Source organism: Chryseobacterium viscerum (genome assembly GCF_025949665.1).
Classification (GTDB): domain Bacteria; phylum Bacteroidota; class Bacteroidia; order Flavobacteriales; family Weeksellaceae; genus Chryseobacterium; species Chryseobacterium viscerum_A.
In genome coordinates this window covers 1028371-1043647 of the sequence record NZ_JAPDFT010000001.1, presented here as the reverse complement: position 1 = coordinate 1043647, position 15277 = coordinate 1028371, and the positions used below count along the sequence as shown (strand labels likewise).

Genomic DNA, 15277 nt, shown 5'->3' with positions numbered 1-15277 from the left:
TTAATTTTAAAAATAGAACAGACATCCCTGAGAATGTCTGTTTGGGGTTTATAAAATTTAAAATTAAGGTTCTATTTTAGTAATTATACCCTGATTCCAATGTTTAGCTTCCGGCATGTAGTAGAGATATACATTGCTTGATTTTCCGGTATAAGTTCCTGCAAATTCTACTTTGAGATCCAGATTGATGGTTTTTGTCTCTTCAGCATTGAAATGTTCCCAGTACAAAACCAAATAATTGTCAAAGATTTCATAATAAGAAATCTGTTTTTTATCAATCAGATCTTTTAGCAAAGCATTTTGTAAGGTCAGTCCTGCAGGGATACCGATCTTCGCTATGGTCATTGGTAGTTGGCCATTGATTTTATTTTTAACGGTCACTGTCATTCTGTTGGTCTCTCCCACTCTGGACACCGCAGATTTTAGCTTTGTTTCCATAGTAACAGGAATATCTTTGCTTTCCGGGGCCAGAAGTGTATAATACTGATATTCTAATTTATAAGGCAGACCTTTTTGTGTTGGATAATGAATACTGATATTATTTTCTCCAGCTTTAAATGCTGACGAAAGACTCATCATAGGTGAAATTTGTGCCTGATTAATCTTGATGGCAGGCCTTTCAGTTCCATATAGTTTTCCGTTTTTAGAGAAAAACTCAGACAATGCCTGTATGGCGAGTGTTGTAGCCTGTGTAGAACCGAACCCGTAATATCCATTGAAATTAATGAGCTGATCTGCTGCTTCGGCAATTTTCAACTGATTCAGTGTTTCATCTTTCTGAAGTGCCATAATATATAGCGAGAGAGTTTCTGCATCTGCAGACATTCCCCATGATCCTGTAAAAGTGATGTTGGATTTTATATTTTTCGTTTCATACTGCTTGTCCAATATTTTCATCAGATCATCATATTCCTTTTGTTTTCCTAATTGAGCCGCAGCATTGGCAAGTAAAGCCAGCTGATAAGAATCTTTTGTAACCAAAACTCTTTTCATCATTACTGTAAAGGAATCTTCTATTTCATTTTTAAAACCCAGCTTAGATAAAGCATACAGCACATACATATTTCTTGACCAGGAATATCCCGAGAAATCCCTTTTTGATTCATAGGGTCTTCTTACTTCAAATAATCCGTTTGTATTTTTCTTAGACAAAATGAATGAGGAAAGTCCCTGAATGATCTTAGCATCCGGGGTTACATACTTTTTTAAATCCGTAAATTCTAATAGCGCAAACGCAGAAAGCGCCACATCCGAATCTTCGCTGCTGAAATACCCGAAACCTCCGTCTCTGTTTTTATAACTCAACATTTTCTGGAACCCTTTTTTCATATTTTTAACCACCAGATTCTCAGTTGCTGTATCTATTTTTTTATCTGATTTTAAATAATCCAGAATAAAAATATTAGGATACACCGTTGAAGAAAGTTGTTCAAAGCATCCGTAAGGTTCTCTTTTCAACTGTTCCAGATCTTCAAAAAGCTTCAAAGCAGTATTTTCGAATACATAATATGATGAATAGAGGCTTCCGTTAATGTATTCCGGAATAGTAATTTTGATATCTTCTGTTTTATTATTAATGATGGAAAACTTATGTGGGAATCCTTTCTCTTCTACTTTAAACGGAAGAATCATCGTTTCTCTGAAATCTCCGGATCTTATAGTAAATTGAATGTTGGAATCTACAATCTCGTCTGTTTGTATTTTGACAAATAATCTTCCCGATTCCAATGGTTTTAAGGTAATTAAGCTGTCAGAATGAACCAGTTTTACATGATTGGGAACAATAACATCCATCGTCATTTTCCGTATTTCTGAAGAATTATTTTTAATAACAACAGGAATCATCATCTGGTCCGTTCTTGTCAGATATTGTGGAATTTTAGCATCCAGTGAAATAAGGCTCTGTGCAGCATAAGTGGTTTCATCTCTGCCCAAAAGCCCTGTTGCAGAAATACCTTCTGTCATCACTCTAAAAGTAGAATTGGCATCTGAATTATAAAGCTCTACTTTTGCCTTCCCATTTTTATCGGTTTCTACAACGGGATTCCAGTAAAGTGCGTCCCTATAATCGAACCGGTAGGATGTGTTGGTAGTTTTATATTCCGGATAAACAAAAGTTCTTGATCCGGCATATGAAGTAAGTCTTCCGTAAGGCAGCGTTTCTATTGCAACATAAGATTTCGGAGTAATATCAAAGCTGATTTTTGAGCTGTTATTTTTATATGAATTAATAATCACAACCCCGTTTGCAGCCCTGCTTCCATAAATAGCGGTAGCAGCAGCATCTTTGAGAACTGTAATACTATTGATATCATTCGGGTTTATAGTGGTATTGAAGTTTTCTACGGGAGTACCATCAACGATGAATAATGGAGTCTTATTGGTAATGGATGCTGTTCCTCTTATTCTTATCTGTGTACTGGCTGCTGGCTGTCCTGCCGGCGTAATTACTAATCCGGCAACTTTTCCGCTTAATAATGAGGCTACATTGGGATTCTGAATTTCCATCGAAGACATTATTGTTGCAGAAGTAATCGCGGTTTTATCTCTTTTTAAATTGTATCCTAAAACAACAACTTCTTCAATCCTTTTATTCCGGATAGTATCAGATTTTGAAAAACCGGGTTTGCTCAATGTTTGGGTATTATTTCTGTTTTCTGTTCTTATAACTTCTTTTCTTTCAGCTTCTTTTACAATTTCTTCTACATCAATATTGTATAACTTTTGCTTCACTAAAGGATTAATATCCAGATTATACGACAAGATCCTGATTTTTAATGTATGTTTAGGCTGAGAAGATCTGGCTATAATTTTATACGAATGGTCCGCATTCAGATCTGAAAAATAAAAACGTCCATTTTCCGCAGCGGTCTGTTTAAGAATTTTTTTATTATCTGTATTCAAAAGAAAAACATCTGCATTTACAGGTTTTTTGTGTTCATCTTCCACCACTCCATAGATTGTATTTTTCTTTTCAGGAAGAAACTTGTACTTATTGGTTGTAATAATTTCCGGGATAAACTCGAAATACCTGTAACCATTTGTCAGCATAACAAGATCTAAACTTTTATCGGCTTTTTCTTCTTTTTTATCGAAATAAAACTGTGGCTTTTCAATTTTCCCTTTCAACTCGGAGTCCATCAGAAGCCAGGAAATGATATGATTCTGTTTGTCATCAGCGTAGGTCCAGAGCTTATCATCCACTACGCTCAATCCAAGGTTGGCAGGAACAGGTCTGTTATTTTCATCAGTAGTTTCGATATCCAAAATTACTTTTTCCCGCGGCAGATAATGTTGTTTTACAGGTTTAACCTTTATATTCAATTTGTTTTCTTTATTAGTAAAAACCACACGTTCTGCAAGAGGAATATTGTTTTCCAGTACGGTAAATCTGCAGATTCCTGTGGGGAAGTTTTTTTCATTAATTTCCAATAAATTGCTGCCTTTTTTTAACAGAAGATCTTTGGTATACAATTCTTTTCCGCGGAAATTTCCCTTCAGGGTAATCGTTTTTTCATCGGTTGAAATGAGGGTAAAAATTACTTTTTTGTTTTCATTCCGGATATTAAAAACTACCCCTTCATCTTTTGCGGCAGGGAAATTAAAAGTCTGGGTACTGTTTTCCGGCTTTACCACTTTTGCATAATAGATTTCTCCTTTTTCCGGCGTAAAACGGAAGCTTCCCATCCCAAAATTATAGGCTGGAATTTCTTTTATTTTTTTATGATTCTGATTGTAAACAGCAAGAACAGCATCTACAGGTTTTTCAAATTCATCAAGAATTTTAAAGGCAATATTTTGCTCTACTCCATTGATAAAAGTTCCGCCTTCAGGCAAAAATTTCACATCCAGATTATTCAGAACTATTGGGATATTTCGTGAAATAGATTCTGTAAATCCGTCAAAATTCACTTTAATATTCAAAAGGGCATCAGAGGATTTCAAAATTTCCGGGAGCTTGAAGCTTAATTGATTTTTACCTTCTTTATCTGTAATAATTTTACCTTCTGAAACAGTTTCCCCGTTGGTCATTACCGTATAATCTGCTTCATAAAAAGGAATCGGAAGGTTACTCAGGCTTCTCATTGAAAAATCGGCTGTCACCTCATCTCCCGGGCCGTATCCTTTTTTAGGAAAATCCAGCTTCATTAAAATTCTTGGAGAGACTATTTTCTGGAGGGTAATTTCTTTCTCAAAGGTATTTTTCCCTTCTTCATTCTGCATCCAGTTGGTAAAGGCTCTGATCTTATAAATTCCACCTTTCATATCTTCATCAAAATAGAAATAACCCTGGGCGTATCCATTGGTAATCTCATATTTCATTTTTTTCAAAACACTTCCTGCAGGATCAATAATTTCAAAATTAACGATTCTGCTGTCTTCTGCCGGAAGGTTACTTTTTCCTTTTACAACGTATATTTTAAAATACATTCCCTCACCAGGTTTATAAAAAACATGATTGGTCTGAACGTAGGTCTTTTCTTTTTCAAAGTCCTGAAATGGCTGCTGTGCTTTTAGGAAAACCGTTGACAATACTAAGCTCAGCAAGATGATATAAGGTGATATAAGCTTGAAATTCATGGGTTAAAATTTGAGTGAAACAATACATCCGAATGTTTTAAAAGATGGAAGGTTGAAAAAATCAAGTCCTCTTCCATTATCCATATCATAAAAATTCTGATTGGGATCTGCTCCTTTACTGGCCTGCCAAAGCATTAGATTATTTACATAAAAAGTAAGTTTAAGATTCTGCTTGCCATAGTTGATTGGAAAATTGGAAGACAGTGAAATATTGCTGATCCTTACATAATCTGCCTTTTGAATATAGTTTTCCGCCACACCCAGGTAGCCATATCTTGTCCATCGGGTTTCCAGAACATTCAGATTGGGATCATAGAAATCTACAGGAATCTGGTTTACAGTTCCATTTGCTTGCACGCCTTGGAAAACATAGTTTTTGATATTTCTATCTTCTCCCGAGTCGGAAGAACGGCCGTAATAATCAAGAACAGCCTGTGTTCCGTTCCAGAGCTGTCCTCCTTTCTTCCACTCCCAATTGATATCTAAGGAAAAAATTTTATACGCAAAACTATGAGTAAATTTCATCACGAAATCTGGTGTAGGGTCTGCGATAATTTTCATTCCTTCTGCTTTTTTGGGGAATCCAGGCTCATCAATGATCAATTGCCCGTCAACATTTCTTTCAAAATAGCTCCCCATGACAGCTCCCAAAGCCTGGCCTTCAGTAAGGGTTTTATAAATGTCTTTAAATCCTGAAACAGGTATATTCTTATAACCGGGAGCTATCTTGTCTACGATATCTTTATATTTGAAAAATGACACTTTCTGGATACTGTAAAAGTCATCCCCAAGGCGCAAACGGTCATAGGCAAAATTGAATTCATATCCACTGTAGGTATGATCTGCTATATTCTTTAATTTTAACTGATTATTTTCAAAAACAGGAAATATATCATCTGTATTTTTTCTGTTGAAATATTCTCCTTCCAGACTTATATTATAACTAACGTCAAGCCTGGCACCCGCTTTCCACTCCTTTGTATTAATATTGGATAAACCTCTGAAGCTCTCCACTTCCTGTACCGGGAAATATTGATTATAGTTTTGTGCATTCAATAAAGTGGTGGCATAAGAAGCGTATGATCTTGTAATTTCCGGCTCGGTGCTCAGCTGTGTATAACTTCCCAATAATTTAAAATTGTAATTATACCAATTGAAAATGTTATTGAACTTTACATAAAAATTAGCTTTGGGAAGCCAGTAGTTGTTATTAAGGGATGTATTAGAAATATAAAATGAATTTCCAAGATTAAAACCAGCTTCAAAATCATAATCACGGATATCCATATTATAATTAAAAATATGATCCTGCGAAGTTCTCTGATATTGGTATTTCTGATTGATAAAGCTGTTATAAACATCCGATTTTCTATCGTTTAAGATAAAATTCAGACTGAACGTATTTTTAAAATCATAATCCCCTAATGCATAGGAACCCAATATATTGGAATGATATAAGCTGTTGTTTTGAATCCTTTCATTCAATACTCCATTGCTGAAGCCATAAACAGAAGGTTTATACTGATCCCGGTTCCAGATATTGTTACTTTCATAAGACTGGCTGATATTCAGTTTAAAATTACCCCAGTTTTTTCCAACATTAAGACTGAATTGCCTTTCACGATTCTGATACCGGTATTTGTCATCCTGTTCAAAAAGGAATGAGGGATTGTCTGCATCTTTGCTGTAACTTCTTTGTGAACCATTATTCAGAAGGATATTTTGCTCATTTGAAAAAGAAATGGGTGTTAACAATGAATTCTGATAGGCTCTGTTGAACAGTCCTATTCTATTGGTATTGGTAGCTTTTTCTTGTTCGTAATTAAAAGCAAGATTAATTGAATATCCATTAAGCTCTGTATTCAGCTTTGCTTTAAAAGTGTTGGTAATATCAAACTGATCTATAAAATACATCTGGTTCTTCTGCTGGCCAAGGTTCAATGACAGCCGGATTTTCTCATTGTAACCTTCTTTTATAAAAGCATTTACATTCAACTGGTTATTGTACCCTACCGTTGTTTTAAAAAGGCTGTTATTATATTTTCTGGCATGCTGAACTCCATCAACCCAAGGAATCAGTCTTCCGTTCTGATCATATTCATAAGCCAGTCCATCAAACCCCAGGGTAGAAATATCCGGTCCAAAACTGAACATTTCGTTGGTTTCCGGTCCTTTCCAGACAAGACTTCCATTTTCTGATCTTCCCTGTACATATTTGCTTTGAGTTCCGGGAATCCCATTCCTGTTTTTAATATCTAAGGATGTGGTAAAACTCCCATTAAAAAGTAATGTTTTCTGGTTGAGCCTTTTTAAAACATAAAGGCTGTCATTTTTTGGTTTTAACTGTCTGATTCTCTCAAAATAAGAATGTGACCTTTTACTTAAACGGGTCTTTGTTTTTTCAATACTGAAATCATCTCTGATCTCTTTTGAAACCAGGCTGTCATAGGTTTTACTATAAATATTTTCGACATTTCTATTGCCAGTCTGATTTTCCAGAATAGTTTTTAATTCCTTAAGCTCATAGGTAGAAATAACATGAGTATTTTTGCCTTGATTCCATACAAGGGTATCATAAGGTTTCGCAGCAATAATGGCAAATCCTTCCTCATCGGTCAGTTCATAAACACCACTGTTTTTATTAGAAACCTTTAAAAAGTTCTGAGCTTTATCTTTTGTCGTTAAAAATTTCCCGGAATAATATAATTGTGAATTTTGTGCCTGTAATAAAGTAATGGTAAACGGCAGCAACAGCAAATAATTCTTTTTCATCAGTTATTAGTATGTTTAAAAATATAAAAAAAGAAACTTCCGGGGAAATTTCTTTTTTAAATATGTTAGTTTTTAATGACCTTAAATGTTTCCCACAGACCATTAGTATGAATACGTACAAGGTAAATCCCTTGAGGATAAGAAGTTAAATCAATTGTATTTTTACCTTCGGGTAGTTTTTCTTTTCTCATAATAATTTTTCCGGCGAGATCATAAACAAACAGTTCTTCAATTGATTTTCTTGTTTTTATCTGCATCAGACCTTTTGTTGGATTAGGAAATAGTATAGTCTTACTATCAACCTGGCTATCAATTTCTTTCTCCATTTTTTTATTGATATGATCATTTGAAATTCCTGTGCCGCATTCCGGTACAACTGCTCTTTGAAGGATTAATCTTAATAATAAATCATTCAGTTTTTCAACTTCATAAGAATCTATGGTTGGTTTGATATGGCTGTTTCCTATCCCACTGTCATCTGTAAGGAATGTATAGGTACCATTGGTGAGTAAAGCAAATGTCCGCATCAGATACTCTGTCTGCTTATCTGTATCACTGGCAGCCAGTGGAATAATCGTAATACCTTTCTTTGCAGCAGCCTTTATTGTACTATAAAGTTCCTTTATATTCTGTTCCGAATGGTGTGGTGGTGCATCCAGAATTAAAAACATTATTTTGGTTGAATTTTCATTACTCCATTTCAGCTCGTCGACAGAAACTTTCAGGGCTTCTACAACAGCTTCCGGTGTATCTCCACCACCTCCGGCCTTTTGTTTTTTAATAAATCCAACAAGATCCTCAGCTTTATCGGAAAAATCAAATTTTCGGGTCACATATTCATCTCCATGATCTCTGTAAAAAACGGACCCGTACCTTACAGTTGTATTTTTAAGCTTTCCTTCGATCTTTTTCAACACATCCAAAAGTTCAGACTGAAGATAAGAAATCTCATCCCCCATAGAACCTGTAGCATCCACTACAAAAGCGAGATCCAATCTACGTTTTTGTAGACAGGGCTTATCCAGAATAATCAGATTCTGTCCATTTTTAAACGTCCTGATATTGCTGCTGATTATCTGCCCTGAACCATCAGATAAATAATATTTCTCTGAACCCGAGTTTTCATCTGTCATTGGTGAAATCCATAGTTCTACATTGCCCAGGTTATCTGAAACGGCTTCCCAAATAACATTTTTCTTATCATCCAACAGTTTTACCTTTTCACCCACTATTGGTCTTTTATCTCGGTTTACCAATTGAACAGAAACCCTGTTATCAGGAAAAAGCTTCCAGGTATTTTTATATTGATCAAGAGTTGGAACTGCAATATCTGTCCAATACTCCCATTTAGAAAAATCATTTACTTCTCCGGCTGTCAGCTGACCTGCTTTAGGAAGTATTTTTTCCGGTTCTTCATCTTCTTTTGAGGATTCTTTTATACTATCTGAAGATATTTTTTTTAAGTTTTCTATTTCATCTCTGGATAATCCTTTGGTTGTGATCACCACTACTCCATTCGTTGCTTTACTTCCATATAAGGCTGTAGCTTCTACATCTTTTATTACTTTTACTTCTTTGATCTTTTTAGGATCAAGTGTATTAAAAAAATCAGATTTCCTACCTATTATAACTCCGTCAACTACATATAAAGGACTTATCGAACGACCGTCTATACTCTTAGCTCCTCTAATCAGTATTTCACCAGATCGTTTAGTCCCACTTGTTACTTCTAACCCTGCAACACTTCCTGACAATGAAGATACTACAGCCGGAGGACGTACAGAAGGTTTATCTGCAGAAGCAATCATAACCGTTGAAGATGCAGCAACAGATTTATAACTCTTTTTAATCCTTAATGCAGTGACAACAACTTCATCAATACTTTGTGTTTTTAAAGTGTCACTATATATTTGGGGTAAAGATGTTGTTATTCTATCAGGAGCTTGTACTGGTGGTAAATTGCAGGTAGGCGGAGATTTGTATACATCTATTCCTAAAATTGGTGAAGGTTGATTCGGTAAAGGAAGAGGTACAGATCCAGGCAATTCTTCTTTCCCTATATTTTCTTTTATAGTACGGTCAATTTTTGCAATATCCGTTTTGCTAATAGGTCCTCTTGACGTTGTATTCTCTGCTATTATTGGTTTTAAAGGTTCTGCAGCTTCTTTTTTATTCATAAAATAAAAAGCACCCAGTCCAATCACCAGACTTGCAGCAATACCATACGGCAGCCAAAAAGGAATTATTCTCTTTTTATTTTCTTTTTTATCTAGTTTCTCTTCAACTTTTTCCCATACTTTTTCAAAACCAGGAAAAACTGTTGGTTCTTCTGAAAGCTTGGAAGCTTCATTGAATTGTTGGTCTATATGATTATTTTCCATTGTTGTAAAAGTTTAAATGTTTTGATTCACTAAAAGTTCCTGCAGCTTCTTTCTTGCAAAATTGAGCTGTGATTTTGAAGTTCCTTCACTGATGGAAAGCATGGCAGCTATTTCCTTGTGAGGATATCCTTCAATAACGAAAAGATTAAAGATTGCTCTGCAGCCTTCCGGGAGAAAGTTCAGTAAACTCAAAATATCTTTTTCCAGAGAAAGGCTTTCTGTAGTTCCTTCAGAATGATCAATAAAGTTTTCTTCCAGGGAAATAAACAGTCCTTTGTTGGTTCTTAATTTCTGCAGACATTCGTTCACAGCAATTTTTCTTGCCCATGCTTCAAAAGTATCAGCATTATGAAGCTGTGTAATTTTCGTAAATATTTTGTAGAACGTATCAGCCAATACTTCTTCTATATCTTCGTCGTTTTTCAAATAGCGTCTGCAGACTGCGTAAAGTCTGCCCGCCATTTTCTCGTAAACTTTCCGCTGTGCATTGCGGTCGCTACGTTGGCATTCCAATAATAATTCTTGTTCCATAGTCAGGAGTTATACTATTATAGATGCAGAAACTTTTGCATAGGTTGGAAACATGATCAACTTTTTTGGATAAAATGATAAAAAAGCAAATTTGAAAATCAGTTTTTTAGTATTTTTTTCATTTCAAATTTAACTTTTCCTTGTGTAACAAATCTCTATTATCAACGACTCTTAATATAAATAATCTTTTTATAGTAATGAAAAATGCCAAAATTGCATCATTACTTTTTGTTTTGTCTGCAGGAAGTATGATGTTTGCCCAAGATGACTTAATCAACAAGTTAAAAAACAACCAATCACAAAATGCTAATTTTCAGTTCACAACGTTAAAAGACGTTGGTGCAACTTCTGTAAAGAATCAGGGATCATCAGGAACTTGCTGGAGCTATTCAGGAAATTCATTCCTTGAATCTGAAATGCAGAGAATGGGCAAAAAACCTGTAGATCTTGCTGAAATTTTTACAGCAAGAAACTCTTATCATGATAAAGCTAAATTATATGTGTTAAATAATGGCGCTATCAGTTGGGGTGACGGAGGAGAACTTCATGATGTAATCAATATGTACAAGAAGTATGGTGCAGTTCCTCAGGATGTGTACACAGGGTTAAAAGCCGGACAAACGACGAATAACTTCAAGGAAATGCAGGGGAAACTGAAGCCGGTTCTTGACAGCCTTGTTCAGGCTTCTTCAAAAGGAAAACTTACAGATAACTGGATGGATTCTGTAGATGCTATTCTTGATGAATATTTAGGAAAAGTACCTGCCAACTTCACATATGAAGGGAAAAACTACACCCCGAAAACATTTGCTAAAGAAGTAGTAGGAATCAATCCTGAAGATTATGTAGAATTATCTTCTTACAAAGATTATGCTTATTATGAGAAATTTGTAGTTCCTATTCCTGATAACTGGAGCCATGATTCTGACTGGAATGTTCCAATGAAAGATCTTACAGCCATCATCGACAATGCAGTAACGAAAGGATATTCTGTGGGTTGGGCAACTGACGTTTCTGAACCTTATTTCTCTTATAAAAATGGTGTAGCTTATGTTCCGGATATGGAATTTGATCAGATCACTGCAGAGAACAAGCAGACTTTGTTTACTGAGCCTAAAAAAGATAAAACCATCACTGAAGACATGCGTCAGAAAGCGCTTAACAACCTTTCTACAACGGATGACCACGGTATGCATATCGTAGGTTTGGCAAAAGACCAGACAGGTAAAGAATATTATATGGTGAAAAACTCATGGGGAGTAACCAATGATTTTGCCGGATATCTTTATGTAACAAGACCTTATGTTGAATACAAATCAACAGCCATCCTTGTTCACAAAAATGCAATTCCGAAAAGCATCTTAAAGCAATTAAAGCCAACTAAGAATATCGGTTTATAAGATAAAGAAATCATTTCTGCCGGCTTAAAGGCAGTTTTAGATATTTAAATCTGTTAAAACCCGCTTCCGGAAATTCCGGAAGCGGGTTTGTTTTTAAAATACATTCTTTGAAATAATTTATTTCCCATTTTAGTGTAAAGTATTGTTTGATTTACAAAAAATATTATATTTGCATGAATCAACAAACTAATTAACATGAAAAATCTAAAGAAATTAACAAAATCGACATTAAAGAACATCATCGGAGGAAATGCACCACAGTGTGAAGGAGATACTGTTGCCTGCCGCCACAAAGCTGAAAATGGTGTTCCTGCCTACTGGTCATGCGAACCCGCTGCAACAGGATGCAGATTCTTATAAAATGACCTTCAGAATTTTCAGAAGTTATTTATAAAACAAATAAGAACCCGATTTCAGAAATTCTGAAATCGGGTTCTTTAATAAATAGGTGAAAATTAAATATAAAATAAAGTGAATTATGCTGATTTAATACCAGGCTGAATCATTAATTCCGCTTCACAAGTGAATAAATTATGCTGTTAAAAAATCGACTGTGAAGCGAGTCCATCATTCTAATTGATATTAAAATAAAACGCCCATACTTTCTGCTGAAAAATCTAAAAGAGCTTCTGTATTTCCGTCTTTGATCTTCTGTACCCACTGGTGATCCTGTAAAATAGCTCTTCCTACAGCAACAAGATCAAATTCTTCATTATCAAGTCTTCTGATCAGTTCTGTAAGATCTGTTTTTTCTGTTCCCTGTCCTGCAAAAGCATTCAGGAAATCTCCGTTTAAACCTACAGATCCTACGGTAATGGTTGGCTGTCCGGTAATTTTTTTAGCCCATCCTGCAAAGTTTAAATCAGAACCTTCAAATTCCGGCTCCCAGAAACGACGTTGTGAACAGTGGAAAATATCTACACCTGCTTCTTTTAACGGTAATAACCATTCTTCCATTTCGCTGGGAGTGAATGCCAGTCTGGTTTTATAATCCTGCTGTTTCCACTGTGAAAGACGGATGATAATGGTAAAATCTTCTCCTACTGCTGCTCTGATCGCTTTTACTACTTCTACAGCAAATCTGCTTCTTTCTTTTAGTGTTTTACCACCGTATTCGTCAGTTCTTGTATTGGTTACTTCCCAGAAAAACTGGTCAATAAGGTATCCGTGAGCTCCATGAATTTCAATACAGTCGAAACCAAGGTCTTTCGCAGATTTTGCAGATGCTGCAAACTGTGCAATGGTATCCTGAATATCTTCAATCGTCATTGTGGAAGCCTTTTCCATTGGAACCAACGGATAGTCTTCAGACATTCTTGTATCTCCTACATGCCAGATCTGAGGGCCCATTTTACCTCCATTCTGATGTACAGTATCAATTACATTTTTCCATCCGTTTAAAGCTTCTGTTCCATAGAAATCAGGAATATTCTGCATATTTTTTGATCCCGGTCTGTTGATCACAGTTCCCTCAGAAAGAATTAATCCTACTTCTGAAGCGGCTCTTCTTCCATAATAGTCTGCGACATTCTGAGTTGGGACTCCATTGTCAGACTGTGCTCTGGTCATAGGAGCCATTACGATTCTATTTTTAAGCTGTAAATTTTTGTATTGAAACGGTTTAAATAATGATGATGTGCTCATATTTAAATTTATATTTTATAATTGTTACACAAAGTAACTAATAATAGTTCGCTTTTGTATCTTTTATTAAAAAAATAGTGGTAACTTCGCAGTAACTTACATTAGTAACATCAAAGTAACGTATGAAACGCAGGTCTCATATGATATTTAAAATAAAGATCTCTCTATGAAAAAGAATGAATTAATGCAATACAGCTGTCCTCTGGGCAAGGCAATGGCCGCTTTGGGAAGCAAATGGAAGCCTATTATTGTTCTTGTTATTAAAGACAGAAAGTTACGTTTTGGGGAACTGGCAGTACGCATTAATGTCATTTCCAGAAAGGTATTGACTGATCAGCTGAGAGAGATGGAAGCCGATGGACTGGTTATTCGTGAAGAGTTTAAGGAACTTCCTCCAAGAGTGGAATATTCTCTTACAGAAAAGGGATTGGCCTTGCTACCCATCCTCTATTTATTGGAAGAATGGGAAGCAAAATATCAGGTGAAAGGGCAACATGAAGATAAAGATTGTACTTTTTTGAATGAGGATGTGAAAAATATAAAGGCTGTCAATGTTTGATGGCTTTTTTGTTTTTAAAATGCTACGTTCCATAAGGATACTTTCAAAAAGGTAAGTGTATAACCAAAATGTAAGCATATAGTTTCTGAAGTGTTTCTGATGCAAATTTGCATAAAAATTTTCATTATGAATTACAAAGAAATTGCAAAAGAAACGATTGAAAATCTGTACAGAGCACACAACAGCATTAGAAAATCCGGTATTGATGAAAAGTTAATTGCATTAGTAGAATTGCGTATCTCTCAAATCAATGGATGTGCCTATTGCTGCAGTTTTCATGCTAAAGAACTTTCCGATTTTGGCCTTGAACAGGATATCATTAACAGACTTCCGGGCTGGAAACATACCCAAGTCTTCAATGATCAGCAAAAACTTGTTTTAGAATGGGCAGAAGCTATCATTTACAATAAATATGATTGGGAAAACACTAAGGCAAAACTGATAAAGCATTTTACAGAGCGTGAAATTGTAGAACTTACTGCAAGTATAACTCTGATGAATACTTTGAATAAATTGAGGATAACTTTAGCTGGAGAGGATTAAAAAACTTAAAGGTTATCGTTTGATATTTATTTTATAGAAAATAAATTGGATTCCGGAAAATCTATGTTTTCATTTTTCTTCAAAAATTCAGTTACGGCATCAATTCGAGTTGCAATAAGTCTCTTCCTATTAAGAATTGACCAGTCCGTCATAATTCCAACTAATTTTGGATCCGCACTCTTATTATAATCCTCTGGATCTAGATACCATAATCCACATCCACTTATTCCAAACAAATCAGGACCATAGCTAAACTCTTTTGATTTAAAGTTTAAACTATTTTGCCTATCATACTCAACTATTAAGTTCAAGAATTCATACCTATTGAGTTGCTGATATTCTATTTGATCAACACATTTTGTAAAATGAATAAAAGGGCGTGAGTGAAATGAGTTTCTTGAAAGAGATTTTTGAGACCAACTTGAAGGATAGCCCCAAATTATGTAATTATGTAAATAACTATTTTTATGATTAATCTGTAAACTATTCTCATTTAAAAAATTATAAGTCTTCTTTATATCTTTTATTGTAATTTCATCTAACATAACAATACCAATATCCAATTCATCATTATTTCTTGAAGATTTAGGAACATTTACAATAATTCTACCTCCAGGTTGTATTAAATTCTCACCATTATCTATTGGAATAAATAGTTCATGAAAATTATCAAATACATGAGCAGCAGAGATAAGTAAATGTAAATTTCCAATCTTTATAAATACACCTGTTCCATCCACTTTATAATTAAAACGATTTTTTATTAAAACACATGTATAGTTTTGAATTAATGGAAGACTATCAATTTGCCTTTTTACTATTTGCTCTGAAATATTTTTCATGAAGAACTTTATTAATCTAATCCT

Annotated in this window: 10 protein-coding genes; 4 read left to right on the top strand and 6 right to left on the bottom strand. The window is 34.9% G+C overall.

Annotation, left to right across the window (positions count from 1 at the left end):
- Positions 1–63: 63 nt before the first annotated feature.
- The 4 genes from OL225_RS04750 to OL225_RS04735 form a co-directional block, all read right to left on the bottom strand.
- Positions 64–4581: a TonB-dependent receptor plug domain-containing protein gene (locus OL225_RS04750; RefSeq protein WP_264517443.1), complete on the bottom strand. Its 4518-nt coding sequence runs from the start codon at positions 4579–4581 to the stop codon at positions 64–66.
- Positions 4582–4584: 3 nt separating this feature from the next.
- Positions 4585–7353 (bottom strand): hypothetical protein, encoded by a 2769-nt coding sequence (locus tag OL225_RS04745; protein WP_264517442.1) that lies wholly within the window; start codon positions 7351–7353, stop codon positions 4585–4587.
- A gap of 65 nt (positions 7354–7418) precedes the next feature.
- Positions 7419–9734 (bottom strand): T9SS type A sorting domain-containing protein, encoded by a 2316-nt coding sequence (locus tag OL225_RS04740; RefSeq protein ID WP_264517441.1) that lies wholly within the window; start codon positions 9732–9734, stop codon positions 7419–7421.
- A 12-nt stretch (positions 9735–9746) separates the two neighbouring features.
- The gene (locus OL225_RS04735; RefSeq protein ID WP_264517440.1) at positions 9747–10265 is read right to left on the bottom strand and encodes an RNA polymerase sigma factor; all 519 of its coding nucleotides are present in this window, start codon (positions 10263–10265) and stop codon (positions 9747–9749) included.
- Between the two features lie 197 nt (positions 10266–10462).
- On the opposite strand from OL225_RS04735, the gene OL225_RS04730 reads away from it, so the two are divergent.
- Positions 10463–11665, top strand: a complete 1203-nt coding sequence (locus OL225_RS04730; protein ID WP_047378198.1) for an aminopeptidase C — start codon at positions 10463–10465, stop codon at positions 11663–11665.
- Between the two features lie 195 nt (positions 11666–11860).
- A complete protein-coding gene (locus tag OL225_RS04725) occupies positions 11861–12025 on the top strand; it encodes a bacteriocin-like protein (RefSeq protein WP_157885757.1) in 165 nt (54 codons plus the stop codon).
- Positions 12026–12247: 222 nt separating this feature from the next.
- On the opposite strand, the gene OL225_RS04720 is transcribed toward OL225_RS04725, so the two are convergent.
- Positions 12248–13309 carry an NADH:flavin oxidoreductase gene (locus OL225_RS04720; protein WP_264517439.1) on the bottom strand — a complete coding sequence of 354 codons (1062 nt, stop codon included), beginning with the start codon at positions 13307–13309 and terminating at the stop codon, positions 12248–12250.
- A gap of 166 nt (positions 13310–13475) precedes the next feature.
- On the opposite strand from OL225_RS04720, the gene OL225_RS04715 reads away from it, so the two are divergent.
- Together OL225_RS04715 and OL225_RS04710 are read left to right on the top strand one after the other, a co-directional pair.
- Entirely contained in the window at positions 13476–13868 is a 393-nt protein-coding gene (locus OL225_RS04715) for a winged helix-turn-helix transcriptional regulator (RefSeq protein ID WP_264517438.1), read from the top strand.
- Between the two features lie 126 nt (positions 13869–13994).
- Positions 13995–14411 (top strand): carboxymuconolactone decarboxylase family protein, encoded by a 417-nt coding sequence (locus OL225_RS04710; RefSeq protein ID WP_264517437.1) that lies wholly within the window; start codon positions 13995–13997, stop codon positions 14409–14411.
- A 26-nt stretch (positions 14412–14437) separates the two neighbouring features.
- On the opposite strand, the gene OL225_RS04705 is transcribed toward OL225_RS04710, so the two are convergent.
- Positions 14438–15253, bottom strand: a complete 816-nt coding sequence (locus tag OL225_RS04705; RefSeq protein WP_264517436.1) for a hypothetical protein — start codon at positions 15251–15253, stop codon at positions 14438–14440.
- Positions 15254–15277: the final 24 nt, after the last annotated feature.

Coding starts and splice junctions, on each gene's coding strand:
- OL225_RS04750 (WP_264517443.1), bottom strand. CDS start 4,581: ATGAATTTCAAGCTTATATCACCTTATATCATCTTGCTGAGCTTAGTA.
- OL225_RS04745 (WP_264517442.1), bottom strand. CDS start 7,353: ATGAAAAAGAATTATTTGCTGTTGCTGCCGTTTACCATTACTTTATTA.
- OL225_RS04740 (WP_264517441.1), bottom strand. CDS start 9,734: ATGGAAAATAATCATATAGACCAACAATTCAATGAAGCTTCCAAGCTT.
- OL225_RS04735 (WP_264517440.1), bottom strand. CDS start 10,265: ATGGAACAAGAATTATTATTGGAATGCCAACGTAGCGACCGCAATGCA.
- OL225_RS04730 (WP_047378198.1), top strand. CDS start 10,463: ATGAAAAATGCCAAAATTGCATCATTACTTTTTGTTTTGTCTGCAGGA.
- OL225_RS04725 (WP_157885757.1), top strand. CDS start 11,861: ATGAAAAATCTAAAGAAATTAACAAAATCGACATTAAAGAACATCATC.
- OL225_RS04720 (WP_264517439.1), bottom strand. CDS start 13,309: ATGAGCACATCATCATTATTTAAACCGTTTCAATACAAAAATTTACAG.
- OL225_RS04715 (WP_264517438.1), top strand. CDS start 13,476: ATGAAAAAGAATGAATTAATGCAATACAGCTGTCCTCTGGGCAAGGCA.
- OL225_RS04710 (WP_264517437.1), top strand. CDS start 13,995: ATGAATTACAAAGAAATTGCAAAAGAAACGATTGAAAATCTGTACAGA.
- OL225_RS04705 (WP_264517436.1), bottom strand. CDS start 15,253: ATGAAAAATATTTCAGAGCAAATAGTAAAAAGGCAAATTGATAGTCTT.